This window comes from Rhodovulum steppense (assembly GCF_004339675.1).
Lineage (GTDB): Bacteria > Pseudomonadota > Alphaproteobacteria > Rhodobacterales > Rhodobacteraceae > Rhodovulum > Rhodovulum steppense.
Genome location: NZ_SLVM01000024.1, coordinates 26,064 through 51,638 on the forward strand (window position 1 = coordinate 26,064; position 25,575 = coordinate 51,638).

Sequence of the window (25,575 nt, forward strand, 5' to 3'; positions counted from 1 at the left end):
GAACGCAATGGCGCGCTATGATCAGCCCCTCCTTGCCGTCGACCTCGATGGTACACTCCTACGCAGCGACATGTTGTTCGAGAGTTTCTGGTCGGCCTGCGGTCGGCGCTGGTGGCAACCCTTCGCCACTCTGCGTGCGCTTGCCCGAGGGCGGGCCGGGCTCAAGCGATACTTGGCAGAGCATGCCTGCATTGATGTCGCCACCCTGCCTTATGATGCGACCGTCATCGAATACATCCGTCGTTTTCAGGATGTCGGCGGGCGTACCGTATTGGTTACAGCCGCTGATGAACTTCTTGCACGGCGCATCGCCGATCACCTTGGAATCTTCGATGAGGTCCACGGTTCGGATGGCGTGATCAATCTCAAGGCTGATCGGAAGGCTGCTTTCCTGAATGATCGATATGGCGTTGGGCGCTATGCCTACATGGGAGATTCCAGGGCCGATCTCGCGGTCTGGGCACAGGCTGGCCATGCGGTGACAGTTAACGCTCCCAGCTCCCTGCGCGATGCAGTTGCCGCCATGAAGCCCGCAGCAGAACACCTGTCCTCGATGCCGACAGTACCGAGCGATTACCTTCGTGCAATCCGTCCGCACCAATGGCTTAAGAACATTCTGGTCTTCATGCCTATGCTGGCGGCCCATGTCGTCGAGATTGGAGCCTTCGCGGCTTCTCTAATGGCCTTCATGGCCTTTAGCCTGATAGCCTCAAGCGTCTATGTGCTGAATGATCTGCTTGATCTTGCTGCGGATCGCGCCCATCCGCGCAAGCGCGAGCGCCCCTTTGCTTCCGGGCGGATTCCTATCGCGCATGGTACGTGGTTGGCGGGAGGGTTGTTCCTCGCGGGAGCGGTGGTCTCTCTGGCGTTAGGGCCTGCCTTTTTTCTGGTGATGGCAGGGTACTACCTTCTGACCACCGCGTATTCTTTAGCGCTCAAGCGCCGAGTGGTGATAGATATCTGCGTTCTGGCTGGACTCTATACCCTGCGCATCATTGCCGGTGGTGTTGCTACGGGGCTGACGCTCTCGGTCTGGATTCTGGCCTTTTCGATCTTCTTTTTCTTTGCGCTTGCCGCAGTGAAGCGGCAGGCTGAACTCGTTGACAGCGGACGCCGCGGAAAGCTCGCCGCTTCCGGGCGGGGCTATGCGGTCGAGGACCTGCCGGTGATCTCCATGATGGCGATCGGGGCTGGTTACGTTTCGGTGCTGGTGATGGCGCTTTATGTGAACGCCCCCTCCACGCAGGAACTCTACACCCGCCCAGAGGCGCTCTGGGGCATCTGTTGTGTGTTACTGTACTGGATTTCGCGTACGGTGCTGCTGGCCCATCGTGGGCAGATGCACGATGATCCTGTGGTTTATGCCGCCAAGGACCGCATCAGCCTGCTGTGTTTCTTGCTGATCCTCGGCTTCGGCTCGGTGGGGCTTTGGCCATGACTGGCCGTTCCCCGGTACTCAGTTCGCTTCCCTAGGCGAGTCCCCATAACGATAGGCGTTCAGCACCACACCCAGCACATTGGTGTGCTCGGCGATCTCACGCTCGCAGGTGTCGAACTGGGCAAAGCGCGTATCCTCGGCGCGGATCACGATCAGCGCGCAATCGGCATTCTTCAGGAAGGCGCGGGTGTCGTCGTTGACCAGCACCGAGGGCAGGTCGAAGATCATCACGTCCGGCTTGTAGGCGGCCTCGATCGCATCGAGCATGTCGACGGTATCCTCGGCCAGCAGCAGCCGGGTCGGATCGGTTTCCGGGTGGCGTGCCATCGAGAGAGCGACATTGTCGCCATAGCGCAGGGCGTTGCGGGCGAAGGGGACTGCGCCGGTCAGCACCTCGCCGATTCCATGCGGCGGTTCGGTCTCGAAGAAGCGGTGCACCGAGGGGTCGCGCAGGTCGAGATCGAGAAGGATCGAGCGCAGGTCGCGCTGTCGGCCGAGTCCCAGCGCCAGGTTGCAGGCAATCGTGGTCTTGCCCGATCCCGGCATCGGCGAGGTGATCGCCAGCCGTTTCCAGCCGTTCTGGCGCATCTGCAGCAGCACTTTGGTGCGCAGGATATCGAAGGGCGTTGCTGCTGCTCCCGCCTCGCGCGTGACCACGAGATGGTCAATCAGCCGCCGCTCGTCGACCTCGAAGGGCGCAAGCGCCTGCCAGAGCGCATCGGTTTCGGGCACGGTCTCGGCGGGCCGGGCCTGGAGCTGGTGTCGGGCGGGAACCATCGCCCCCTGTCCCGTGCGGGTTTTTCGGGCCTTCTCGAGAGCTGCCTGAAGTTTTTCCATGATTTTTTCTCGGTACGGCGCCGGGGTCAGTTCGTGCCGGTCGCGCCAGGCATCTGCCCGGCCGGGAACTGGGAACGATCCAGACCGGGACTGGACCATAGTGCGGGCAGCAGCGCGGTCGCCAGGACGAAGGACACACCCAGAAGCCGCCGACGCCGCACCAATCTGCCATCCCTGGCGCGCATATGGGGGATCGTGGTGATGGGCGTGATATTGAATCGGCCGGTCAGTTCGCCCGGGCTACGGATATTCCGGTTCAGGAGTTCCAGAAGCACGAAATAGGCTGCTGCAAGCCCAATGCCTGCCACCGCCCCCAGGGCTGCCACCTTTGACCGGTTGGGGCCCGTGGGCACTTGGGGAACGCTGGCATTCTCGATCACACTGACGCGTTGTCCCTGGGCGGTGCTTTCGATCCGTTCGCTCATCCTGGCCTGATTGAGGTTGGCCACAGCGGCGTTGTAGCGGGTCTGGATCATCTGGTAGTCACGTTCCAGACTGGCCAGCTGGATGCCGTTTGCCGCACTTTGCGAGATCGCGCGCTGCAGTCCGTCCAATTCCTCTGTGGTATCTGCTATATCGCTATCGAGTGTCGCGATCTGGTTGTCGATCTGGGAGAGGGTTGCATCGAGCAGCGCCTGTTCCGGCGAGACCTCTCCGCCCTCGCCGGTCAGCCCGGCCGCAGTCTGGGCGGCAACGACGGCTTCCAGCCGGTCAACCATTGCCTGCAGCCGGATCACCCGGGGGCTCTGGTCGGAATAGACTGACCTCGCGTTCTCGAGTTCTGCCCGGGCCACGATCAGGCGTTCCTCCTCTGGAGAGCGGCGACGCCCGATCCCCTCGATCGAGCTGATCCGGCCGGTGGTCTCGAAGATGCGCAGGAAATCCTGGCGCTGAGACTGCAACGCCCTGAGATCACGCTCCAGCCGGGACAGCCGTTCCTGAAGCAGGGTCTGTCGGCCGAGCCGGTAGCTTTGTTCCTCGGGTAAGGCCTCGGCGTTCTCGGACTTGAAGGTCGCGATCGCCGTACTCTGGCGGTCGAGCTCCTGGCCCAGTCGCTGCACTTCCTGCTCGAAGAACGAGAGCGTGCTTTCCGCGCGCGAGGTCCGGAAGCGCGCGTTTTCCTGAAGCACCAGCGTGACATATTCGTTGACGACATCCGCCGCGATCCGGCCGGAATGCGAAGAGAAGCTGATCGTCATCAGCGTCGCCTGCTCGCGCCCCGCACTGCGCCGGATCCGCGTCGAGGACCGCATCTTGCTCACCACCGCGTCGGGCTCCATCTGCCGGATGTCGGGAAAGACGCGGAAGCGGTTGGCGATGTCTATGAGGTTCGCTCGGGTCAACAGGCGCTGCTCGATGATGTCGAGCTGTTCTGTCGCCCCGGTCTGCACCGTCGAGACGACCATGTTGTCCGGGATTTGCGGGGCTTCGACGAGCAGGCGGGCGGAGGTCTCGTAGGTCTCGGGCAGCTTGAATGCCGCGACAATGCCGCCAGCCACGCCGATCAGCACGAAGAGCGCCATCACCGGCAGGCGGCGCAGGAACAGGGCCCAGTAGAGCTGCAGGTCGAAATTCATTCTGCGGCCTTCCCGAAACTGTCGAGCGGCTCGGCCAGCAACAGCGGATCGCCGAGCGGCTTGAGGATCAGCCCGTCGCGCACCAGTTCGCGGATCGTGCCCACGCCGACCTTGTCCTGGTCTGCGCTCGAGGCATAGACGAGCGCCAGATCGCAGAGCTTGTTCACCACGCGCGGTATGCCTCCGGATTCCTCGAAGATGCAGCGGGTCGCCTCGGGGGTGAATTCCTTGCCCGTCCCGCCAACGTGCTGCAGCCTGTGTGCGATATAGTCACGGGTCGTGGCGATATCCATCGGCTCGAGATGGTAAACCGCCATCACCCGCTGGGCGAACTGCCTCAGTTCGGGGCGGCGGATCAACTCGCGCAGCTCGGGCTGGCCGACCAGGATGATCTGCAGCAGCTCGTCCTTGCCCGAGTTGATGTTGGTGAGCATGCGCAGCTCTTCCAGCGTCTCGGCGCCGAGGTTCTGCGCCTCGTCCACGATCAGCGCGACATGGCGCCCGGCGGCGTATTCGTCGAGCACGAAACCCTGGAACTGCTGGAACAGCGAGACATAGTCGGCCCCCGGCGTCACCGCGACGTCCAGCGCGTTCAGCACCCAGCGCAGCAGATCCCCCCGCCCGCCCTGGGCGTTCGAGATCAGGCCCACGGTCACCTCGTCATCGACCCGCCGCAGGAGCGCCTGGATCAGCGTGGTCTTGCCGGTTCCCACCTCGCCGGTGACCACGGTCAGCGGCGCACGCGTTACAAGCCCGTATTCCAGCACCGAGAAGGCCCGGGCGTGGGCCCGTGTCCAGAACAGGAAGTCCGGGTCCGGCACCAGCGAGAAGGGCCGCTCGGTAAAGCCGAAATGGGCGTTGTAGAGGGAGCTGCTCATGACCTGCTCTCGCGATGTCCTTGGCCCCGGGTGCGGCGCTGCCGGTCACGAGGTGCGAATGAAGGGTAACTTTTACCTCCTCTTTTGGCGGTAGTGACAAGTTGCGTCATTTTCAAGGCAATCCCGTGGCTGCCCCCCGGGCTGCACTCTATCTCATGAGGCGTCGATTCGCTGGGATCGCGCACGATTCCGGGGCTTGAGGTGTCTTGACGTTTCCGCCAGATCGACAATCCTGCCGCGTCAGCCGGGCTGTCCCTGCCTGTTGCTCCTGCAGGTTGCGGTGGCGCCGTGTACACGCCTGAAACTCGCCTGATTGGCAAGAAAATCATCGGAAAATCAAGGCGGCCCCAATCGGGGCTTTGATTCATTTCGGCCATAATGTTACCGTATTCGATGTGGGCTAGGCGATTGTCTGGCTCCGGGGGAAAGACTTGGCGGCCCGCGTGCCGCGGGTGACGGGGTGCAACTTTTTGAAGGATCGGCTTCGGCCGGTTGCTGCCTATGACATTGTATTTGAACGACTTGAACGCGGACGGGCAGGCGAGGCCGGTATTCGGACCCGTACCCCGCCACCACAAAGGCCCTGCCGGGGTCTATCGTGCCATCCTCAAACGCATGCTCGATCTGGTCCTGGTCATCCTGACCGCGCCCTTCAGCGTGCCGCTGATCCTTTTCATGGCACTGCTCGTCACCACCGACGGGCACCGACCGTTCTACACACAGCTGCGCGTCGGTCGGAACGGAAAGGCCTTCCGGCTGTGGAAGCTTCGCACGATGGTTCCCGATGCCGACCGGATCCTCGAGGACTATCTCGCCCGGAACCCGGTGGCCCGGCTGGAATGGACCGCGACGCAGAAGCTCAAGCGCGACCCACGGATCACCCCGGTCGGACGTTTCCTGCGCAAGACCTCGCTCGACGAGTTGCCGCAGCTCATCAACGTGCTGAACGGAACGATGTCGCTGGTCGGCCCGCGACCGATGATGGTGGCCCAGAAGCCGTTCTATCCCGGCACCGCCTATTACGATCTGCGCCCCGGCATCACTGGACTTTGGCAGATTTCCGACCGCAACGAGTGCGATTTCGTCGGCCGCGCGCCCTATGACGAGCAATATCACCGGGTCCTGTCCTTCTGGACCGATCTCGTCGTCCTGTTCCGGACCGTCGCGGTCGTGCTGCGCGGGACCGGCTACTGACCGGCAATTGAACGATCCATGGCTTGCGTGCAGGCCGTGGGTTCGAAAGATAGAAGGGCAGGCCACTCGTGGCCTGCCCTTCTGCGGCACTTCGATTGAACGAAGGATCCTGTCCCGTGCGTGTTCTGACCCGACTGCTTCCCGCCGCCCTTCTGGGCTCCACGCTGATGCTCTCGGCCTGCCAGTCCTCCGAGGACAAGGCCGAAGGCCATTACCAGGCCGCCCTCGACCTGATTGCGGAGCGCGACTACGACCGCGCCATCGTCGAGCTGCGCAACGTTTTCCAGAACGACGGCTTCCATCGCGAGGCACGTTACCGCTTCGCCGAGTTGATGCTGAACCACCGCGGCAACCGGCAGGAGGCCTACAGCCAGTACCTGCGCCTCGCCGAACAGTACCCGGACGATCTGGAAGCGCGGATCGCCCTGACCGAACTTGCCTTCGGCTCCAATCTTTGGGACGAGGTGGAGCGCCATGGCAGCAAGGCGGAGGAATTGGCTCCGGAGGATCCCCGGGTCGAAGCCATCGCCGTGATGCGGTCCTATCGTGCTGCTATCCTGGCCCAGAACGGTGCGGGCCGTAGCGAGGCGGCGCGTCGTGCGGATGCCCTGCTGTCCGAACAGCCCGACAACTTCCTGTTGCGCAATGTCATGATCGACAATGCGCTGCGAGAGTCCGACCTGCCCCGAGCGTTGGCCGAAATCGACAAGGTGATCGCTCAACAGCCTGACGATCCTCGCTACTATCAGGAGCGGCTGCGGGTTCTCGGCGGACTCGGTGACATGGGGGCGATCGAGGCACAGTTGCGCCAGATGATCGAGCGCTTTCCCGACGACGTGAACAACAAGGCGATGCTGGTGCGCTTCTACCTCTCGCAACAGGATGCTGATGGGGCCGAGGCCTTCTTGCGCGAGCTTGCTTCAGCCTCGGCGCCCGAGGATTCTGGTCCCACGGTGGACCTGATCCGCTTCCTCGCCGAGGTGCGCGGCGCCGAGGCTGCCCGGGCCGAGATCGACAAGGCGATCGCTGAACGGCCCGACCCGGTGCCGTTCCAGGTGCTGGGCGCGGGGCTCGATTTCGCCGCTGGCAAACGCGACGGGGCGATCGCCACGCTTGAGGAGGTCCTGAAGGGAGCGGAACCGTCCGAACAGACCCGAAACATCAAGGTCGCATTGGCGCGCATGTTGTTGACCACTGGCAACGAGGTGGGCGCGCGGACCCGGGTCGAGGAGGTTCTTGCCGAGGAGGCGACGCATCCAGAGGCGCTCAAGATGCGTGCGGCCTGGCTGATCGAGGCCGACGATACCGATACCGCGATCGCGGCGCTTCGGACTGCACTCGACCGCACCCCGGAAGACGCGCAGGCGATGTCCCTGATGGCTGAGGCCTATTCCCGTTCGGGCCGAGCCGAGCTTTCGCGCGACTTTCTGGCGCTGGCCGTTGAGGCCTCGGGAAACGCGCCCGCTGAGACCATCCGCTATGCACGGGTCCTGATCGGTGGTGAAAGCTACCTGTCGGCCGAGGACATCCTGATCAAGGCGCTCCGGTCCACGCCCGACAATCCCGACCTTCTGGTGGTGCTGGGCGAGCTTTACCTGCGGATGGAGGATTTTCCCCGGGCACAGCAGGTCGCCGACACGCTTCGGCGTCTGGACGATCCGGCGGCGTTGCAGGCCGCCAACGGGCTTGATGCGGAACGGATCAACCGACAGAGCGGCACCGAAGAGGCCATGGCCTTCCTCGAACAGCTGGCGAGCAGTGCGGACGCGACACTGGCCTCGCGGATCGCCCTGATCCGAGCCCGGATGGCGACCGGCGACACCGCGGGTGCGTTGGAACAGGCGCAGGTCCTGAAGCAGGAAAACCCCGGCAACGAGGCGCTGGATTTCGTGCTGGCCACGGCGCATGCAGTCAACGGCGATCTGGCCGGGGCTGAGGCAATCTATCGCGACCTTGTCGCAACCAACCCGGCCCGGCCGGGGGTCTGGCTGGAAATCTCGCGGGTTCAGCAACGCCAGGGCGACCGGGCCGGTGCCATGGCCGCGATCGACGAGGGGTTGGGCCACACGCCCGGAGACGGGCAGCTGTTGTGGGCCCGGGCCTCCTTCCTGGAACAGGATGGCGAGATCGACGGGGCCATCGCGATCTATGAGGATCTTTACGAGCGCAATTCCTCGTCGCTGGTCATCGCGAACAACCTTGCCAGCCTTCTGGCCACCTATCGCCAGGACGAGGCGAGCCTCGAACGCGCCTGGACCATCGCCCGGCGCCTGCGCGACGCCGAGGTGCCGGCGGTTCAGGACACTTATGGCTGGATCGCCCACAGGCGCGGCGAAAGCGCCGAGGCGCTGCCCTATCTCGAGGCTGCGGCCCGGGGGCTGCCTGGCGATGCGCTGGTCCAGTATCACTTGGCCCAGGCCTATCTGGCGCTCGGCCGACAGGACGAGGCCCTGGACCAGTTCCGCAAGGCTGTCGAGATCGCTGGTCCCGGTGACAGCCGCGCGCAGATCGAGGAGGCTCGGCGTCAGATGCATGCCCTGCAGGCGTCCGGAAGCGCCTCCGAGAACTGAAGCGGGCAAGGGAGGGCGGCTGCCCCCCGTGCGTGACAGCGGCACTACACCTCGCCGTGCGATACGGCGGGCGGCGCATTATGGCCTTTTCTTGCCCGGCCATGCCGACGAGAATGACGCCAATTCTGGCAGGAAGGCAGAGAGCATGCTGTATTTGAAACGTATCGCGTCCGGTCTGGTCTTGGCCCTGATGGCGACGGCTACGGCGACGATGGCGGTCGCGCAGCAGGAATACCGGGTCCGGCCCGGCGACACGCTCGCCATCGAGGTGCTTGAGGATACCAGCCTCAACCGCGCGGTGGTTGTGCTGCCTGACGGGCGGATCAGCTTTCCCTTCGCCGGTTCTGTCCTGGTCGCGGGCCGCACGATCTCCGAGATCGAACAGGCGATCATCGCGGGGATCGGCCCGAACTTCGCGGTCACGCCGAATGTCTTCGTTTCGGCCCAGCCCGGCGACCGCGCGGCCTATGCCTCGGGCCCGGCGGCCGTCGGCATCTATTTTCTGGGCGAGGTGAACAGGCCAGGCCTGATCGAGGTCGCGCGCGGGACGACCTTCCTGCAGGCTCTGGCGCAATCGGGCGGGGTGACCCGCTTTGCCGCGACCAAGCGTATCCAGCTGCGCCGCACCGATCCGCGCTCGGGCGCGCAGACGGTCTATCGGATCGACTACCGGGCGCTGAGCGCAGGGGCCGCGCTAAAGCAGGACATCCGGCTTCAGGATGGCGACGTGATCCTGGTGCCGGAGCGGCGCCTGTTCGAGTGATCCGATGGCCGGTTTCTGGGCACGCGGTCTGACAGGGGGGCTCGCCGCGGCGAGCCTCGTCCTCGTGGAGGCCCCGCAGGCATCTGCCCAGGAGGCTGCGGGCGGCCTTGTGGCCGATCTGCGTTTCTCGCAGCGCCTGACCTGGGAGGATGACGATTTCTACGCCACGACCGGGATCGGGCTGGCGCTCACCAGCGGGACCCGCACCTCCTCGTTCGGTCTCTTCCTCGATGGCGGGCTGGAACTTGGGGCGGAGGGCGAGTCGGGCATCACCCTTGCCGATCCGATCCTGCGCCTGACCTTCGGCCACGAGTCCCCGTCCAGTGCGCTCGACCTGTCGTTGCGCTACCGCGAATCCGATGTCGACACGCTGTTCGAGGAGGATGTGTTCGGACAGGACGTCCTGATCTTCGACGAAGGCACCCGCAAGGATCTCTCGAGCAGCCTCGGTTTCGTCTTCGGACGCGATGCGCCCTTCGGCGGCAGCCTTGATCTGGGCTACAGCACGCGCCGCTATTCCGGAACCTCCGATCCCTCGCTTGTGGACGAGGACCGGACCAGCGCCGCACTGGCGCTGCGCTTCGATATCGATCCGCGCATCCGTGCCAGCCTGCGTGCCTCGGTGGACGAGACCGACCGCGATGGGGCGGGGCGCGACATCCGCAACGAAAGCCTCGGTGCCGGGCTCGATCTTTCGGTGACGCAGACGCTGACGGCCGGGCTCTTCGTTGGCCAGACCCGCATCGTGGAGAGCGGGGCAGGACCGCGCAGCATCGAGGAGGGGCTGGCCTATCGGCTGTCGCTGACCGAAGTGCGGCCGAACGGTACGCTATCAGGCAGCCTTGTCTCGGATATCGACGAGGTCGGACGACGCACCACCGCCCGGATCGACCGCGATCTGGAGCTGCGCGCGGGCAGGCTGCGGGCAGGTGTCGGTGTCAGCGAAGGCACGGATGGCGACACACGCCCGCTGGTCAGCCTCGCCTGGACGCAGGATCTGCCCCGGGGATCCTTCGGGATCACGCTGGACCAGGCCTTCACCACCGATTCCGACGGAGAAGAGGCGCTCAACAGCCAGATCGGCCTGTCCTGGCGGCGGGAATTGACGCCGCTGTCCAGCCTGCAGACCGGCATCCGGCTACGCGACACCGACTTCCTGGGCTCGGGCGCCGGGGCGGATACCCGCAAGACCAGCCTCGATCTGGTCTATCGCCACGCGCTGGCCGGGGACTGGGACATGCTGGGCGGCTACAGCCATACGGTGTCCCAGAAGGAAGGGACCTCCCGCACGCATTCCGACGAGGTCTTCATCGGCCTCGAGAAGAGGGTCCAGTGGCGGTTCTGAGCCGCGGTAGCCTTCTTCTGTTCGGGCTGATCCTGGCCTGCAGCGGGATCGAACTGGCCCTGTGGCTGGCCGACAAGGGGCTGATCGAGCCCCCCCGGCTGCGCCAGATCGCCTATGATTACGGCGGCTTCTGGCCTGGGCTGCTGAAGGGCTGGAAGCCGAACTATCCCGCGCAACCTTATGCGATGTTCCTGACCTATGGCTTCCTGCATGGCGGGCTCGCGCATCTTGTGGTGAACATGATCACGCTCTGGTCGCTGGGGCGCGCGGTGCTGGACCGGGTCGGGGCGAGCGGCTTCGTACTGCTCTATACCGGCTCGATCCTGGGCGGCGCGGCAGGTTTTGCGCTTCTTGCCTCGGGCTTGCGTCCCATGGTCGGTGCCTCGGGGGCGCTGTTCGGGCTGGTGGGGGGAATTCTCGCCTGGGCCTATGTCGACCGCTTCACCCATCGTGAGCGGCTCTGGCCGGTAGCGCGCGTTGTGCTGCTGCTGGTGGGGCTGAACGTGGTACTCTGGTGGGCCATGCACGGGCAACTGGCCTGGGAAACCCATCTGGGCGGTTTCGTCGTTGGGTGGGTGCTGGCGTTGCTGATCGACCCCAGGCCGGTGGAGCGGGAGCCCGCGGATTGATTTCTTTCGGGGCGACGGATCCGCGCTGCAGCTGACGCCGGTGCGCGCAACGCCGGGCGATACCGGCCATGCTCGATGCACGTCTTCCTGGAACCGAGGGCGGGGACGTACACCAGAAACCAAAACGGCGGCCTTCAGGCCGCCGTTACGACGGGTTCATCGACCAGTCTACGCTTTCTTGCGCCGCGCAACCACGCCAAGCCCGCCGAGGCCAGCCAGCAGCAGCCATCCGGCCGCCGGAAGCGGGATCGGCGCGAGGGCGAACTCGAGTGCGGCCGAAGTCGAAGCGAAGGTGATCGAATCGAAGCCGCTCTCGAAATCGAGGAACTTGACCAGTGCAACCACCTCGTAGTTCGTCGCCGGATCAAGACCGATCGCGCCGGCAACGGCGTTGCCGCCCAGCGTGTAGACGTCGGAGCCGCCAAGCTTGAACGTCACCGAGTTGTAGCTGTCGATCGATCCCCAGAGCATGGTGAAGGCCTGCTGCACCTCGGTAAAGCTCAAGGTAACGGGCGAAACCGCACCCAGACCGGGACCGCCGCCCGGCTGAGTCGAGAAGTAGTCAACCGTCTCCGTCAATCCGTTGCTGTTGAACGGAGATTGGAAGTCGCCCGGGTCATTTCCGGGCGGCACGTTGATCACCACGTCAGGTTTGTCCCAGCTGGCCCCAATGGGTGTGTGTGCCCCATAACCCACGGCAAAGTCGATCCCTGCCTTGTTCTCCGTGCCTTGTTCGCTCCAATCCAGAACGCTGAAGGTCGCCGCCGAAGCCGCGCCCGCCAGGCCCACCGCGGCCACTGCGGCGAGAGCCGTTGCCTTCACAAATGTCGTCATGAGATGATCCCCCTCATCCAGTTGCAAGGTACCTGCAACATCATGACGCTAGCACAGTGAGCGCGATTTCCCAAACGCACTTCGCTTGTGAACCTCGACAACGGTGCCCAGGCATCGACCCCGGTGGCCATCATCACGAAAGCGATCACACTGGGCTGCGCCTCATGGAGCCGTTCACGGCGCGCCGCAAACGCAGTTCGCCGAGGGAAGCCAAGTGAGCACTTGTTCAGGTTGGGGGTAGAGCACCCTGAAGAACGTGGATGCACCGGAAGTGGGAAAACTTGCGCGAATCGGCTTGCTGCGCGCACCTTAGTGGCGAGTGCTTTGAATGGAGTATACAGCATGGTGATGGTTCAAGCCCAAAGTCGTTCTTTCCCCGTTTTGATTGGATTTTCAGGGGCTTTTCTAGGACTCTCGTTGAGCCCTGTCTCGGCTGCCACGATGACCTATGAACTGGTACTGCGTCTCGAACGTGCTTACGTTTCGGAACTGGTCTGGACGCCTTCGGAGCATGATGACGAGGATTGGGTTCAGGAACTCTGCCGATTTGGTGAAGATTGCTATCCAGAGGGTTTTTCGGCTGGAGGCCCCTTTGGTCCTCTCCAGCCTGGCGATGAAATTTCTGCGCTGTTCAGATTCGATTTTCCGAATTATGGCATTATAAGCTCGGAATGTCGCATTGGCAGCTGGGACTACGATTGCTTTATGTCCGGAGATGATTTTTTTGCGGGTGAGATTTTCTCAACAAACCCGACGTCAAGCATTTGGTTTAACCTTCATGAACGGAAGATGTCCTATTTCGGTGAAGCTGGTAACTATAGTCCCTTCGCTGAACCTGGCTGCACGCCGATCGTAGACTATTTTTGTGACTATTCAGGGTATGGTGCAGATTTCACGATTACGAGTCTCAGTATGCCTTCAGTTCCTGTTCCGCCTGCGCTTGCATTACTTGCTTCGGCTTTATTCGGGCTCTCCGTCTTCCGCCGCCAGGCCGCATGATCGTGGTGTGATCCCGCGATATTCACCGGCGGGCTGGCATCGGAGCCAAGGTGCTGCTTTCGGGCGGTTTGGGGGGCCGCCGCTCGGCTGGGCGTGAGGGCGGTCGTCTCTGGCTTGTGTTCTGGTGGCGATACGACTCCCGGGCGGGTGTTGGCTCCGAGGGTCAGCCATGCGGGGGCGGTTGCTGGAGCGTCCGGCGGACGATCGGGTCGGGCTGGAGGCGGTCCGGCTCAGGGGCCGGACCAGTGCAAGGCGTTGATCCTGGGCCAGAGGATTCTCCGGAACGGTGCGGCGACGGCAGACGATGCGAGCATCATACGGCGGCCGGACAGGTTCAGCCGGGCGTCGGCGCGCAGCACGCGTTCGCGCAGGCGGTGCAGGCTCCAGCCCCGGTGCCGGTGGCAGACATATGCCCAAACCTCCATGGCTATGCCTAGTGCCCGGTCGAAACGGGGACCAGTTCACCAGTTCAGATGGGCAGATCGGAATTGCATTGTGAGCAGCATCATGTTGGCGGCCAACGCGCCGACCATGGACCGAAGCATGCACCCGGGGTGATCTCAGACGAAGGCATGCGCGAAGCACGTCGACGAAAGATGGATCTCTTCCGGACCGCTATCGGCGGCTGACATCGTTCGACCAAAAGGGCTTGACCCAGATCGCCCCGTTACCGAAGTCCTGATCCTAGCGAACGCGGTTACGCCAGCGTAAGGCGTCCTTGACGGTGAACACTCGTCCAGAATACAATGCCTCTCACCTGAAATTCAAGATTAGAGAGCCAACTAGTAGTACGAAGTGGATCTGGCTACAGTCCATTTTCGGAAACTGTCGGATTGCTAAAGGCACCACGCACTGGGCGAGGTTTCCGTGGGTCGCGCGCTTGATCGCATCACAGAAAAAATGGACGAATCAGGCGTTTCGGGGACACAAGATACGAAAGCAGTTGAGCGCGTACGCCAAATTTTCGACCAGTCGGTATATGCACCGGAAACATGGAGACTTGCCCTGTGAGATTTGTCGCCATAGACCAGACGCGCGGCTTAGCGATTGCTGCAATGATTATGGCGCACTTTGGGCCGGGGGTCTGGGAGCGTTTAGGGCTTGAAGGCCTATTACTGGATGTCTTTCTGCTCATCGGACGGTTCGCAACTCCTACATTTATTGCGATTTTCGGCTTCACACTTGCGTTTGCCTACGTATCAAAAGCAGAGATTGGTCCTGCGGAGGTGCGCGCAAAATTGATTCGGAGATCGGGATTTGTCCTGCTCGCAGCAATTGTGGTATCTTTTCCGAGTTATGTAACCACGATGCTGTCAGCAGAACACTGGGGGGATTCAATACCACTCAATATAATACTCAATACCTATGGCGTGCTGCTCTTCTATAGCCTGGCTATTTTTGCCGCCGGACTATTAATTGCGCCGATTGCCCGCTCTCCCTATATATTCCCGATCATTATTGGCGGAATGGCGGTTTTTTTTGGAACCTATCTCGGATATGATGCATGGTCGTACCAAGGCAAAACCACAACAGAACTTTTGAGGCTTTTTTTGGTTTCCGGGAAATATGCGTTCTTTGTAAACTTTGGATTGGCACTCATGCTTGTTGCCTTCGGGTGGCACATTAGAAAAATAAAGTCTTCTGATCGCGACGTGGGCCCGACACTTCTTGTGTCCGGTGTCGTATTATTACTGTTATCTCTTAGTATTGGCAGAATTGTTGGGTGGCGGAGCCTGGCTGAACTGCACAGCGGCTATGATGCGCCGCCACAAATTTGGTATCTTTTCGCCGTTTGCGGTGTGATGTTTGCAATAATCGCCTGTTTCGACAGAGTACGAATTCCATTTTTCTCATTTTTTCTTGAGCATACAGGACGCAATCCTCTCGCAATTTATGTTGCTCATGCATTCGTTCTGCCCGCAGTATCGGCTTTCCGTCTCATCTCCCCCGGACTGCCGGACCTCATCCACGCTACCCTGCCATTGCTCATCTTCTTTTGTTATTGGACATTTGTGATCTGGAAATCAAGCCGTGGGTCGAGCAATTTTCGTACTGCTCCTGCGTGATCCCGCGATATTCACCGGCGGGCTGGCATTGGAACCAAGGTGCTGCTTTCGGGCGGTTTGGGGGGCCGCCGCTCGGCTGGGCGTGAGGGCGGTCTTCTCTGGCTTGTGTTCTGGTGGCGATACGACTCCCGGGCGGGTGTTGGCTCCGAGGGTCAGCCATGCGGGAGCGGTTGCTGGAGCGTCCGGCGGACGATCGGGTCGGGGTGGAGGCGGTCCGGCTCAGGGGCCGGACCAGTGCAAGGCGTTGATCCTGGGCCAGAGGATTCTCCGGAACGGTGCGGCGACGGCAGACGATGCGAGCATCATACGGCGGCCGGGGACAGGTTCAGCCGGGCGTCGGCGCGCAGCACGCGTTCGCGCAGGCGGTGCAGGCTCCAGCCCCGGTGCCAGCCGCCATGGCGCGGCGGGCGATGTGCATGACCTCATAGGCGCGTAGCGAGATCAGGAGCAGAACCTCGTCGTACGCGAAGGCATCGACGCCGCCCAACTTCAACAGCTAAACGCGTAAACGATTGATATTGTTGAAGCGGGATACCCGCTTTTGCCACAACATGGCCGTTTCAGATGGGTGTTTGCAGGCTCAGTGCTTCGAAGATGTCCCCGATCCCCGCGCCGAGAACGCCCGACATGACCTTGGCGAGCTGCTCGTCATCGCCTTCGTGTCGGTGCTTTGCGGCGCAACCTCCTGCGCCGAGATGGCGGCCTTCGGGCGCGCAAAGGAAAGCGTTTTCAGGCACTTCCTCAAGCTCAAGCACGCGGTGCCGTCGCATGACACCTTCTCGGTCGTGTTCCGGATGATCGATCCGAAGGCGCTCGACGCGGCCTTCGGGCGCGTGCTGGCCGATGTCGCGGCTCTCCTTCAGGACGGCGATGTGATTGCCGTTGACGGCAAGGCCCTGCGCGGTGCCCGCGATGCGGGCGAGAGCGTGCGGACCCGGATGATGGTCTCGGCCTACGCGGCGCGGCTGCGCCTGACGCTGGCCAGCGTGCCGGCCGATCGGGGCTCGGAACTGGAGGCCGCGATCGAAGCGCTCGGCCTGATCGCGCTCAAGGGAAAGATGGTGACCGCCGATGCCCTGCACTGCAATCGCCGCACGGTTGCGGAGATCAACGTCGGCGGTGGCGACTGGTGCCTGGCGCTCAAGGCCAACCAGGACTCGCTCCTGTCCGATGCCCGGGCCTGCTTCGGCCCACAGCCGGATGCGCACCCCAGCGCCGTTGCCGAGGACGTCGGCCACGGTCGGACCGAGACCCGAAAGTCGGTTGTCGTATCCAGCAAGGGCTTGGCTGAACATCACGAATTCCCGGGCCTGAAGGCCTTTGGCCGGGTAGAGGCCACCCGCAAGACGACCGACGGCACAACCTCGGAGACGAGGTACTTTGCGCTGTCCTGGGTGCCGACGCCAGAGGTCCTGCTCGCGACCGTACGCGCCCACTGGGCCATCGAGAACAGCCTGCACTGGCAGTTGGACGTGTCGTTCCGCGAAGATGCCGCGCGCAACCGAAAGGATAACGGTCCGGGCAACATCGCCATCCTGCGCCGCCGCGCTCTCGATGTCATGCGCAGGGACACGTCAAAGGGCTCTCTTTCCATCAAGCTCAAGAGAGCAGGCTGGGACGATGACTTCCTCCGAAACGTTCTCAAAGGCTTAGCGGAAACCTGAGCCCATATGCGATTGCCCTGGGTCTCGGCCTGGTAGCGCAGCTCGTGCAGCCACATCCGAGCCACGGCCGGTCGCCCCCCGACAGGGCGTTTCATGTGGGACGCGGCCGCGGAGTCAAAGCCGACATGTCGGGATGCCCCAACTCGGCCTGCGGTTACGATTTGTTTGCCAATTTCCTTCAGACTTCGCGTGTCGTGCGGCATGCCTCGGGTGGCTTCGGGTCTCACCCTTGCGCGCGTTCACTCCAGACCTGCCAGGGGATCTCCAATGAAAAGTCAGTCCGGACAGCACGAATTCACCTTGGCAAGCGCACACAGCAGCAAACTGCTGCTCGCAATAATGGCTTTTAGCGTCTTCACTAATCTCCTGATGCTGACAGGGCCACTTTTCATGTTGCAGGTCTACGATCGGGTTCTGGGGTCTCGATCCGAGGAAACCCTGGTAGCGCTTCTGATCCTGGTCTCGGCGCTTTACTTCTTTTACTGGATTCTGGAGTTTTCGCGTGGCCGGGTAATGGCGCGGATCGGCGTTCGGCTTCAGGCATCAATGGGTCAACGTATTTTCGCAGCTTTCATCGAGCGTGCCGCTCTGCGCAGGGGGCGCGGTCCGGGTGATGGCGCCTTGCAGGATTTGGACGCCGTGCGCAGCCTTTTCAGTTCTCCGGCTCTTTTGGCGATTTTCGACATGCCGTGGACGCCATTCTTTCTTTTCGCCATATTTCTTTTCCACCCTTCCCTGGGTTGGCTGGCGCTGGCGGGCGCATTCATCTTGTTGACCGTTACGTTGCTCAACCGGGTCTTGACCAGGAAGTCCCTCGAAGGGGCACAGGGGCTTTCAACGCAGGCTCAACGGCTTGCCCGGCAAGCTGAGGAGAGTGCCGCACTGGTCTGGTCGCAGGGGATGACCAGGGCCATGACCGACCGTTGGCAGAGACTTATGGGCCGCGCCGGTCAAGAGAGCCTCGTTGCAAACGACAAGACAGGAACCTTTACGAGCTTTACCAAAGCGTTTCGTCTGTATCTGCAATCCGCCATGCTGGCTCTTGGTGCTTGGCTGGTTCTGAAACACGAGATGACCGCGGGTGCGATGATTGCAGGTTCCATTCTGCTGGGGCGCGCGCTAGCACCTGTCGAACAGGTTCTGGGCCAGTGGGCGATGATCCAGAGAGCGCGCTCGGGCTGGAAAACGCTGAACGCATTTCTCGAAATGATACCAACGCGAAATGCACCGATTGAACTGCCCGAGCCTGACGCCAGGCTGGTGATCTCCAATGTCGGTCTGCGGGGCGCTCCGGGCTCGCCGCCTATTCTTCAAGGTATCAGTTTCCACATCAATCCAGGCGAAGTTCTTGGGGTCATCGGCAACTCTGGAGCGGGAAAAAGCAGTCTTGCAAGCGTGATCCAGGGCCTGTGCCCGGCATCGACTGGAGATGTACGGTTAGGGGGTGCTACGCTGGATCAGTACGGGGCAGAACGGCTTGGTCGGCTGATAGGCTGTCTGCCCCAGGATGTGCGCTTCTTTGACGGCACGGTGGCAGAGAACATCGCACACATGGCGCAGCAGCCCGACACCACGCGTGTCATAAAGGCAGCTCAGCTCGCTCGGGCCCACGAAATCGTGCTCAAACTGCCGAAAGGGTATGACACCTTGCTTCAAGAGGGTGACCGGCTGCTATCGGGCGGTCAGCGCCAACGGCTGGCGCTAGCCCGGGCACTCTACCATGACCCGGTTCTCTTGGTCCTTGATGAACCAAACTCAGCCCTCGACGCCGCCGGATCCGAGGCACTGAACAACGTGGTGGCCGACATGAAAGCAGCGGGGAAATCGGTGTTGATCATGACGCACAGGCCTTCCGCTATCGCAGTGTGCGATAACCTTCTGGTGCTGGATCAGGGTAGTCAGAAAGCATTCGGTCCGCGAGACAAAATGGTCCAACCTCCCGGGCGTAATTCCTATGAACCCAAAAAACCCATTCTTCCGAAACAAGAAACTCTGCCGGAAGGAGCTGCGGCGTGAATAACTCCGACATGCCTTCCGCCAAACTACCTCTTGCCCTTGGCGCAATAGCCATGTTTCTGCTCGTCGGCGGGGTCGGGGTTTGGGGCGCAACCGCCAATATCTCGGGGGCCATCATCGCTTCCGGGACAATCAAGGTCGAGTCAGAACGTCAGGTGGTCCAGCATCCCCACGGAGGTGTTGTGGGCGAGATTCTGGCGAAGGAGGGCGACAAAGTAAAAGCTGGCGATGTCGTGGTTCGTCTGGATGGAACCTTCATTCGTTCGGAACTCGCCATCATCGAACAACAGCTGATGGAACTCCACGCCCGCAAAGTCCGGCTCGAAGCAGAGCGTGATGGCGCTGAAAAAATGGTCTTGCAGGTTCCTGAAGAGTTTTCTCATCTCGATCTGTTTTGGACTCAGGGCCAAATAGAAGGCCAGGAGAGCCTGTTCGTGGCGCGCAGGCTCGCCCTCGTCCAAGAGACGGAACAACTACACGAGCAGGCAGTGCAGATCGAGAAGCAGATTCAGGGCACGAGCGCTCAAGTCACAGCACTGAACAAGCAGCTCACCCTTATAGAGCGCGAACTGACAAGCAAGATGACATTATATGAGCAGAACCTTATTCCGGTAGGGCAGGTCCTCGAACTGCAGCGCAACCAGGCCGGCCTGGAAGGTGATATCGGTCGGCTCACATCACAGGCCGCGGAGTTGCGTGCTCGTATATCGGAACAGGCGATCAAAGGTTTACGTCTGAAAGAGAACCGTCGCGAAGATGCCATCAGCCAACTGCGCGACTTACAATATTCCGAGATCGAATTGCGTGAGCGACGCCTGAGCCTTACCGAGCAACTCGCGCGGCTGGACGTGCGCAGCCCAGCCGATGGCATTGTGCTCGGATCCACCGTGTTCGCGATCAGTTCGGTTGTGAAAGCAGCCGAACCAATGATGTATGTGGTGCCTGGCGATCAGGGGTTACTGATTTCAGCAAGAATAGAGACCACGGATGTCGATCAGGTGTTCCCAGGGCAGATGGTGTCGCTGCAGCTGACTACATTCGACAGCCGTATCACGCCACAATTCGACGGTAAGGTGCTGCGGGTCTCGCCCGACGCCCTGACCGATGCGGCAACGCGGGCCACATACTACGAGGTAATTATAGAACCCGACATTTCGATCCTGGCCACCCGTCCAGATCTCAGGCTTCTACCTGGCATGCCGGTCGAGACATTCTTGAAAACCAGCGAGCGTACGGCCTTGTCCTATCTCATGCGTCCGCTGGCGATATATTTCGACCGGGCCTTTCGGGAATCATGAATATGGGTTGATCTCTGGCGAACCAATCGCCTATCTCGTCTTTTATGTCCGGGCGCTTGGTCGAAATTTGTACCCGTGGTCAGTTCATGGATGGCCGGAATGTCTACGATACTCCGTTACCATCACGCTCTCCTAAAGCACGATAAGGCCGTTTCGCAAGGCGCGGGCAACGGCGTGCGTGGTGTTCGTTGCGCCGAGTTTATTTCGGGCTGTCTCGATATATACGCGTAGAGTGTGTTGCGAAATGTCGAGTTCAGCTGCGGCTTGTGCTCGGCTTTGTCCCTGCGCAAGAAGAGTCAAGACGCTCAATTCTCGAGGAGAGAGAGGCACTATGCGGGAAGGCCCGTAACCACCGTCCAACTCCTGTGCTTTTCGATCTATTTCATGCGCGATGAGAGTAAGGGGGCGTCCATTGGTTTGAGTAAACTCCTCCCACTCCATGTCATCACAATAATCATTTATGGTAAGTATTGAAAACCTCGCACTGGGCCCGTGTATTGGAATGGAAAGGCCTTGGTTTCCAACGCCATGCTGAAGGGCGTCTGTAAGAAAATCTCTTGAAGTCTTGCTCGACCAGTCGAATTCTTTCCAGTTTGTGATCCCGCTGCGCTGAGCGCATCCAGCTATTACCGGGTCAATATGAACGTAGTTACGATCTAAATATCGATCAACCCAGGCCGTGCTATACGTTCCCACCCCAAAACGCCGCCCCGCACTGTTCACCCAATGATAAACAACATGAAGCACAGACAGGTCGTCTCGGAGCCGTTGGGCAGAAAGCTGCAGTTCTTCCATATTCGAAGCGTTTTGAAGAAACTCCAGGAACGGCAGCGCCCACTTGTTATCTGATCCAACCTCCAAGATCGGAAGCTCCTCGTCTTCAACCGTAGTATCTGCTCGTTGTCCGGCGCCCATCTGCCGACCCGAGCACCTGCTTGCCGCGCAACAAGTATCCCATTCACAATGGTCTCATCGCTCTACATGCGGCCTTCAACGCACTCACGATCACCGCTAACTCCAAGGAGACGGCTAGCACATGGAAAGATCCATTGGAAGCTCAACCTTACGTCGAGTGATCCGAATGGCTTAACATCTTTCTCCGGTTAAGGTTTGAACCGGCTCGGAGATTTCACCGATGATCACCGATCATAATGAAGCCGCGCAACCTCGTCGAGAGAATCCCTGACGCTGATTTGCATGAGATGATCGGTTTGCGGTCGAGCGCCTGATGGACCTGAGTGTCAATTCCGTGACGGGCACGACCTATGGCGGGAGGGCTCCGCGTTTGGCCCCGCTGTAACCGGCTACCGTGACATGGATTGGCAGACCCGCGCTGGAGTCGGGCGAGCTGCGCATCCCGCAGGCGCGAAGGGTAGCTGGTTCAGCCTGAACAGCGCGGTCCGGCGGCCGGGGGGCTGTATTGCCGAAATTTCTCCTGCTGGAGCAACGCCAGGACGAGGGTGACGACGGAGGGAAGAAGCGCTCTCAGGTGGGCGAGGATCTTGTGGATGTTCTGGCGGCAGCCGTAGAGGACGGCGAAGATGGCATCGCTGATGGTGCCCTTGAGGGGGCAGCGAGCGAGGCGTCCGCCGGTCTTCATGTGCCTGGTCTCCGGCTCGATGGCGCTTCGTCGCCGGAGGAGTCTGGTCAGCGACGGCGTCTGGCCTCGGCGGGTGCTGGTGATGCCATGTCCGCGATAGTCGCGGTCGACAACAGCTAGCTTGGGCGTGTGTGCGACCCGTCAGGATCGGCACCTGCTCAATGGCCTCCTAGGGGTGTGGCCATCATCGAGCGATTGCCCGGCGGGGACCACATGCCAAACACGAAGCCCCTGTCGAGCGTGGTGGCCAAGCCGACCTTGCAGCCGAACTCGTACCGGATGCGGGCCTCGCCTTTCGAGATGCAGTCGACCGCGGGCTCGTGCAGGGCATACAGCTTGTCGCTGCCCCTTGGCTCCTGGTGGCGTTCGGCCCGAACAACGTAGCGCAGCAGGAGAGGCGCGGCGGCACTCAAAACCTGCCACAGGCGATCACCTCCACGTCCGTCCAGGTACGGGAACCCCAAGCGCACAAAGCTGCGCCCTGGCTCCAACGTCAGTTGACGATGAATCGTGCGGGGTCAAGTTATATATTTCAATGGGTTACGGACTGATGGACTACGCGAATCTGGGAAAACCAAACAAGCGAATGGAGCGACGGATGTGTTAAGTATACGGTCGCGTTCGACCGGTCTGCGACAGACGCCAGCGGCCATATCAAGGAGCCACCACATGCAAGGCACCCCCGCGACGGCTATACTTGAAGAGCTATATCGGCAGGCCAAGGAAACCATCAAAGAGACACAGGATCCGAAACTCAGGATAGCGATTAATGGCCTGATTATTGCATTTGAGGAAGAAATGAGGAGCATCGATACAAGATAATTGAGGTCGTCCGCCGAAATTCATGCAGACGAACTGGGGGCTTTACCGGCCGCCAATATTGGGCTACAATGACCGCATTGCTTTAATTTTCTTCGGTGGGGGCGCTGTTGCTGTGTTTCCAGTCACCAGTTAGCCCGTCAGTGCAAAGGATTTTTTCGAGTTGACGGAGTCGAAGCAAAATTGCCAAAGCGCAGCGTCCGACAAGAACATGATTCTTGAACGAAGATCATTGCTGCTTTGCTACTATCTTGCCGAGGAAGAAGGGCTCAATGCCGTAAAGGCTGCAATTGAAGAGCTCCTGAAGGCTCAAAGCCATCCTCCAATAGATTAGGAATTGCGCAGCGCAGGAAAGTCGAGAAAGTTTTTTCGCATTCTTGTGCTTCGATTTTAGGGGGCTTTCCGATGCAAATCCAGCACACCGCTTTCAGTCTGTGTGATGCGACGAAAAAGAGCAAGTAGCTGGAGTTGTTCAGGGCAGATGCCATAAATCGCCTGCAGGCTTTCCAAGGCGAGCTGCCAAACCCCGGAGCGGGAGGGCAAGATGATATAAAATTCGGGCGATCGATGCGTATTTCCAGGGACATTTTCCCTATATCAGCAGCCTCTCGAAACTTTTGCGCTCTTGTGGCCTCTTGAAAAGGAAGCCTTGTCCGACTGCGCATCCGTTATTCACAAGCCATTCCCTCTGCGTCTCTGTTTCTATTCCCTCTGCGACGACATCGATGTCAAGACCTCGACCCATAATAAGAATTGCCTGCACAATCCGTTCCGTTTGCGTTTCACCAATTCCGAGATTCGCGACGAAGCTGCGATCTATCTTGAGTTCGCTCGTGTTCATTTTCTGAAGATACAAAAGCGATGCATACCCCATTCCAAAATCGTCGATCGAGAGGCGGATGCCCGCGGAAGAAAGCTGCCCGAGGCGCTCGATTATATCGGACGAAAAGCGCAAAAGTGATGTTTCGGTTATCTCCATGATCAGATACTTTGTTGGTATTCCGTTAAAATCAAGAAATGAAATAACCGTTTTTACAAAGTTTGCCGCATAAAGAGATCGCGCCGAAATATTTACCGATATCGGCAGGAAGACGCCTCTTGAAAAAAGGCTTTTCTGCTGTTCCACGAAGAGCTTCAGGACGCGCAGATCCAGCGCGTTGCTCAGCCCGTTTAGCTCTGCGAGCGGCACAAATTCCAGTGGCGCGACTTCGCCGAGAAGCGGATCTTTCCACCTCAGAAGAGCTTCTGCACCGACAATCCTCCGACTGTTGTGGAGATCGACCTTTGGCTGGAATACGAGCCGGAAACTATCTTCGGATAGCGCCTTGCGGAGTGAGCTGAGGATCCTTAACCGCCTCTCACTGTCGGTTCGTAAAGCATCGCTGCATTGCGTGATACGGTCGCGACCTCCCGCTTTGGAGGCGTAAAGCGCGAGATCGGCTGCCCGCAAGAGTTCTTCCGCACTCGTGCCATCACGGGGAAAGGTGCTGAGCCCGACGCTGCATGTAAGGATAATTTGTGTCCCCGCTACTTCATATGGCATGCGAATGCCATCAAGGACACACTCCAGACAGGCCTCGGCCTCATTAACAGTGCGGTTGGCCAGAAGAAGAACGAACTCGTCGCCGCCAAAACGCGCTACATGGCCCGTTTCTCCGATTGCGTCTTCCATGCGCCGTGCAATGGCACAAAGCAGGGCGTCGCCTACCTCGTGTCCCATGACGTCGTTCGTTTCCTTGAAGCCGTCAATGTCGATGAAGCTCAGGAAAAGTTCCGATCCGCTGGCTTCTGCACGTCTTATCTCTTCATTGATTTGTTCCATGAACCCTGTACGGTTCAGCAAACGCGTCAGCGGGTCTCGTCCGGCACTGGCCGTGACTTGATTGAAGACCCTTTCGAGATCGGATTTTGGCTCTACCAATTCCGTAATGTCTGTCGAAATTCCGCCGACGGCTACATGGGAGCCGCTCTCGTCGCGGATCGGGAACTTTCCGATGATGACATTGCGTCTTTCTCCAGAAGGCGTGACGTGAATGCCCGGCGCAAAACAGGGCCGACCCGAGGTCAGGACCTCTATATCCATCGCGCGCGAGCCAAGAAGGCCGTTGAACCTGCTGCGCACCTTGCGAATATCCGATTCAATCCCTTGCGTATGTGCCTCGGTCATGGCGTTTGCGAAAGTAAGTTCTCCTTCGCGATCGAAGGCATGCATCAACGATGAGGCTTCCTTGAGAAAGGCTTCACTCAACATTTGCTGTTTTTCCCGCTCGGCGGCTTTCGTGCGGTCAACGAGCAGCATCTGAACGTCTCCGACGTCCGACGAGATGATTGGAAGCCAGGCTAGGTGAGCCTCCATCGTGAGATGGGCAGTGCCGTTTCCCTTTGGCAAGATGTCGATCATGAAGTGCTGCCGCAGCGTATCGCGCGGGCTGGTGGTCAGCCTCGCGCCTCCGGAGAGGTACTGGTGAAGCCCGTTTGCCGAATCGGTATCGATCAGGCGGTAGATCGAACGGTTGACGAGCGGGGCAGGGTCGCGGACACCGAAAACACGTTCTGCCGTGAGGTTGGCCCGGCGTATGACGCCTGAGCGGTCCAGAACAAGGACTGGCAGCGGAGCCGTTTCGAAGAGGCCCCGATAGTACTCGCTCTCGATTTCCGCAGTAGCAAGTGCGTTCGCAAGTTCTCGGGTCTGATGGTCAAGAAGATGCGGCGTGATGTCGGCGTCATCCAGAACGCATCCCGGCGAGGTCCCAGGATCGGGCCGCTCAGCCCCTGCCTTGGCATTGCCCCGTGCCGCAGACATGGAAGATGTCTCCGAGTCGGTCATTCCAGGGGGCGCGGGCATTGTAGGCCGACTTTTGCTCGACTCGTCCCGATCCATCAAACCTGCCCTTCTGAGCCTTCTTGCCTCGAATTCCCGCATGCGCGGGGGCGCCCGCCTTTCAAGCCCCTTGTAACCGCCCGATTGCCACCGCCTGCCTGCGTGGGGCTTGATGGCCTAAGACACGTGCATAGCGACGTCGGTAACGACGTCCCTTATGCGCGGAG

General features: G+C 60.6%; 19 protein-coding genes and 1 pseudogene. 12 read left to right on the forward strand and 8 right to left on the reverse strand.

Features of this window, described 5'->3' with window-relative positions; genetic code table 11:
• Positions 1-7 precede the first annotated feature (7 nt).
• On the forward strand, positions 8-1,438 hold the full coding sequence (locus EV216_RS14320) for a UbiA family prenyltransferase (protein WP_132696215.1): 1,431 nt from the start codon (positions 8-10) through the stop codon (positions 1,436-1,438).
• Positions 1,439-1,456: 18 nt separating this feature from the next.
• On the opposite strand, the gene EV216_RS14325 is transcribed toward EV216_RS14320, so the two are convergent.
• Genes EV216_RS14325 through EV216_RS14335 form a run of 3 tightly spaced genes read right to left on the reverse strand, consistent with a single transcriptional unit; the run spans position 1,457 to position 4,730 of the window.
• Positions 1,457-2,275, reverse strand: coding sequence for a CpsD/CapB family tyrosine-protein kinase (locus tag EV216_RS14325; RefSeq protein WP_132696216.1), 819 nt, complete (start codon positions 2,273-2,275; stop codon positions 1,457-1,459).
• A 26-nt stretch (positions 2,276-2,301) separates the two neighbouring features.
• The gene (locus EV216_RS14330; protein WP_132696217.1) at positions 2,302-3,852 is read right to left on the reverse strand and encodes a GumC family protein; all 1,551 of its coding nucleotides are present in this window, start codon (positions 3,850-3,852) and stop codon (positions 2,302-2,304) included.
• On the reverse strand, positions 3,849-4,730 hold the full coding sequence (locus EV216_RS14335; RefSeq protein ID WP_132696218.1) for an ExeA family protein: 882 nt from the start codon (positions 4,728-4,730) through the stop codon (positions 3,849-3,851). The genes EV216_RS14330 and EV216_RS14335 overlap by 4 nt, the downstream gene beginning before the upstream one ends.
• 615 nt (positions 4,731-5,345) lie before the next feature.
• Here EV216_RS14335 and EV216_RS14340 point away from each other — a divergent pair.
• From EV216_RS14340 to EV216_RS14360, 5 genes are all read left to right on the forward strand, one after another.
• The gene (locus EV216_RS14340; RefSeq protein WP_341539365.1) at positions 5,346-5,924 is read left to right on the forward strand and encodes a sugar transferase; all 579 of its coding nucleotides are present in this window, start codon (positions 5,346-5,348) and stop codon (positions 5,922-5,924) included.
• Positions 5,925-6,040: 116 nt separating this feature from the next.
• The gene (locus EV216_RS14345; RefSeq protein ID WP_243642088.1) at positions 6,041-8,494 is read left to right on the forward strand and encodes a tetratricopeptide repeat protein; all 2,454 of its coding nucleotides are present in this window, start codon (positions 6,041-6,043) and stop codon (positions 8,492-8,494) included.
• A 190-nt stretch (positions 8,495-8,684) separates the two neighbouring features.
• Entirely contained in the window at positions 8,685-9,257 is a 573-nt protein-coding gene (locus EV216_RS14350; protein ID WP_243642089.1) for a polysaccharide biosynthesis/export family protein, read from the forward strand.
• A gap of 4 nt (positions 9,258-9,261) precedes the next feature.
• On the forward strand, positions 9,262-10,602 hold the full coding sequence (locus EV216_RS14355) for a hypothetical protein (protein ID WP_132696221.1): 1,341 nt from the start codon (positions 9,262-9,264) through the stop codon (positions 10,600-10,602).
• Positions 10,590-11,231: a rhomboid family intramembrane serine protease gene (locus tag EV216_RS14360; RefSeq protein WP_132696222.1), complete on the forward strand. Its 642-nt coding sequence runs from the start codon at positions 10,590-10,592 to the stop codon at positions 11,229-11,231. The genes EV216_RS14355 and EV216_RS14360 overlap by 13 nt, the downstream gene beginning before the upstream one ends.
• Before the next feature lie 168 nt (positions 11,232-11,399).
• On the opposite strand, the gene EV216_RS14365 is transcribed toward EV216_RS14360, so the two are convergent.
• A complete protein-coding gene (locus tag EV216_RS14365) occupies positions 11,400-12,065 on the reverse strand; it encodes an Npun_F0296 family exosortase-dependent surface protein (RefSeq protein ID WP_132696223.1) in 666 nt (221 codons plus the stop codon).
• Between the two features lie 342 nt (positions 12,066-12,407).
• On the opposite strand from EV216_RS14365, the gene EV216_RS14370 reads away from it, so the two are divergent.
• A complete protein-coding gene (locus tag EV216_RS14370; RefSeq protein WP_132696224.1) occupies positions 12,408-13,064 on the forward strand; it encodes a hypothetical protein in 657 nt (218 codons plus the stop codon).
• Positions 13,065-13,294: 230 nt separating this feature from the next.
• Here the strand turns inward: EV216_RS14370 and EV216_RS14375 are convergent, their stop codons facing one another.
• A complete protein-coding gene (locus EV216_RS14375; RefSeq protein ID WP_132696225.1) occupies positions 13,295-13,489 on the reverse strand; it encodes a hypothetical protein in 195 nt (64 codons plus the stop codon).
• Between the two features lie 582 nt (positions 13,490-14,071).
• Here EV216_RS14375 and EV216_RS14380 point away from each other — a divergent pair.
• The 4 genes from EV216_RS14380 to EV216_RS14395 all read left to right on the forward strand — a co-directional run bounded on the left by EV216_RS14380 (position 14,072) and on the right by EV216_RS14395 (position 20,108).
• Positions 14,072-15,130 carry a heparan-alpha-glucosaminide N-acetyltransferase domain-containing protein gene (locus EV216_RS14380; RefSeq protein WP_165899260.1) on the forward strand — a complete coding sequence of 353 codons (1,059 nt, stop codon included), beginning with the start codon at positions 14,072-14,074 and terminating at the stop codon, positions 15,128-15,130.
• Between the two features lie 521 nt (positions 15,131-15,651).
• Entirely contained in the window at positions 15,652-16,794 is a 1,143-nt protein-coding gene (locus tag EV216_RS14385) for an ISAs1 family transposase (protein ID WP_424511188.1), read from the forward strand.
• A 267-nt stretch (positions 16,795-17,061) separates the two neighbouring features.
• Complete coding sequence (locus tag EV216_RS14390; RefSeq protein WP_132696227.1) at positions 17,062-18,810, forward strand: type I secretion system permease/ATPase; 1,749 nt, start codon at positions 17,062-17,064, stop codon at positions 18,808-18,810.
• Entirely contained in the window at positions 18,807-20,108 is a 1,302-nt protein-coding gene (locus tag EV216_RS14395) for an HlyD family type I secretion periplasmic adaptor subunit (RefSeq protein ID WP_243642090.1), read from the forward strand. Before EV216_RS14390 ends, EV216_RS14395 begins: the two co-directional genes overlap by 4 nt.
• Positions 20,109-20,240: 132 nt before the next feature.
• Here the strand turns inward: EV216_RS14395 and EV216_RS14400 are convergent, their stop codons facing one another.
• Together EV216_RS14400 and EV216_RS18690 are read right to left on the reverse strand one after the other, a co-directional pair.
• On the reverse strand, positions 20,241-21,023 hold the full coding sequence (locus tag EV216_RS14400; RefSeq protein ID WP_132696228.1) for a helix-turn-helix transcriptional regulator: 783 nt from the start codon (positions 21,021-21,023) through the stop codon (positions 20,241-20,243).
• Positions 21,024-21,489: 466 nt separating this feature from the next.
• Positions 21,490-22,070 (reverse strand): annotated as a pseudogene (locus tag EV216_RS18690) (transposase family protein); the annotation flags it as partial.
• A gap of 307 nt (positions 22,071-22,377) precedes the next feature.
• Here EV216_RS18690 and EV216_RS18320 point away from each other — a divergent pair.
• Complete coding sequence (locus tag EV216_RS18320; RefSeq protein WP_165899262.1) at positions 22,378-22,530, forward strand: hypothetical protein; 153 nt, start codon at positions 22,378-22,380, stop codon at positions 22,528-22,530.
• A gap of 589 nt (positions 22,531-23,119) precedes the next feature.
• Here EV216_RS18320 and EV216_RS14415 read toward each other — a convergent pair.
• Entirely contained in the window at positions 23,120-25,354 is a 2,235-nt protein-coding gene (locus tag EV216_RS14415; RefSeq protein ID WP_165899263.1) for a putative bifunctional diguanylate cyclase/phosphodiesterase, read from the reverse strand.
• Positions 25,355-25,575: the final 221 nt, after the last annotated feature.